2 protein-coding genes are annotated in these 1335 nt (G+C 41.0%); both read left to right on the plus strand.

Annotated features, from left to right (window positions below; genetic code table 11):
• The first annotated feature begins 90 nt into the window (after positions 1 to 90).
• A complete protein-coding gene (locus DWZ56_RS23270) occupies positions 91 to 438 on the plus strand; it encodes a transposase (RefSeq protein WP_004615306.1) in 348 nt (115 codons plus the stop codon).
• Positions 428 to 1249, plus strand: a complete 822-nt coding sequence (locus DWZ56_RS22540; RefSeq protein ID WP_004841748.1) for an IS3 family transposase — start codon at positions 428 to 430, stop codon at positions 1247 to 1249. Before DWZ56_RS23270 ends, DWZ56_RS22540 begins: the two co-directional genes overlap by 11 nt.
• The last annotated feature ends 86 nt before the right edge of the window (positions 1250 to 1335 follow it).

Raw genomic sequence — 1335 nt, forward strand, 5'->3', positions numbered from 1 at the left:
TATAATGGTATCGTAATTTAAGACACTTCAAGAGACATTTCTTAATGAATCTGATATACTGTAAACACTACAGAAAGAAGGATTATTATTATGTCTCGAACAAGAAGAAATTTCTCTGCCAAATTCAAATCAGAATTAGTGATTGAACTGCTCAAAGGAGAAAAAGACTTAAATACAATCGCAACCGAAAACAATATTCAGCCGAATCTTCTCCGCAACTGGAAGAAGGAGTTCCTCGATAAAGCATCCGTGGTTTTTAATGACACACGAGAGGATAATCTGAAAGAAAAACTCGCTTTAGAACGCAAGGAAAAAGCTGAATATGCGAAAAAAGTTGGCCAGCTCACCATGCAGGTGGATTGGTTGAAAAAAAAATCTGAAGAAACACTTGGACCTGACTACGAGAGTAAATTTAGTCCAAAACCTTTTGAAGACTAAAGAACTTCCAGTTAAAACAGGAGCTACACTTCTTGATATCAATCGTACCAGTGTTTATTACAAGGGCATGCCCATATCTCAGGAGGAGTTGGATTGCAAATCGATCATAGATCGATTACACACGGATAATCCGGCCTGGGGAGCACGACAACTGTCTGCTCAACTGAAGAAGCGTGGGCATCAGGTTGGTCGCCGGAAAACGCGCCGTTATATGAATGAAATGGGGATTGATCCAATTTATCCAAAAATGAACCTTTCTAAACGTATGCGACAGGCTAAAGTCTGCCCGTATCTGCTACGTAACGCCGTTATCGACCGTCCAAATCAGGCATGGTCAATCGACATTACATACATCCCCATTAAGCGTGGATTTCTGTATCTGACCGCTGTGATTGACTGGTACAGCCGCTGTATCGTTGGCTGGGAAGTCGATGATACTCTGGATACCAGAATGGTCATAACTGCGTTAAAAAAGGCGTTTATAGTGGCAAAACCTGTTATCCTGAATTCAGATCAGGGCTGTCAGTTTACAAGCAATGAGTACATGAATTTCCTCAAAGAGAACCAGATCCGTCAAAGCATGGATGGTAAAAGCCGGTGGGCTGACAATATCATGATTGAACGATGGTTCCGAAGCTTCAAGTACGAGGAAGCATATCTGACCCAATATAACAATATCAGAGAAGCACGGAAGGCAATCGGTAAATATGTGCACACTTACAACTTTGAACGTTGTCATTCTGCACTCAATAATCAAACACCGGCATCCTGCTATTATCCGATTCTGTTACTGGATGATCATGCAGCCTAAGGGGGGATTTTCTCCCCTACCCAGTTACATATATCAGTTCATTATAAAAAGCTTAGATTTTTGTCTTGACAACTGAACCACTATAA

Origin of the sequence: Lachnotalea sp. AF33-28, from assembly GCF_003477885.1 — a bacterium.
In the GTDB taxonomy this organism is placed as follows: Bacteria; Bacillota; Clostridia; order Lachnospirales; family Lachnospiraceae; genus AF33-28.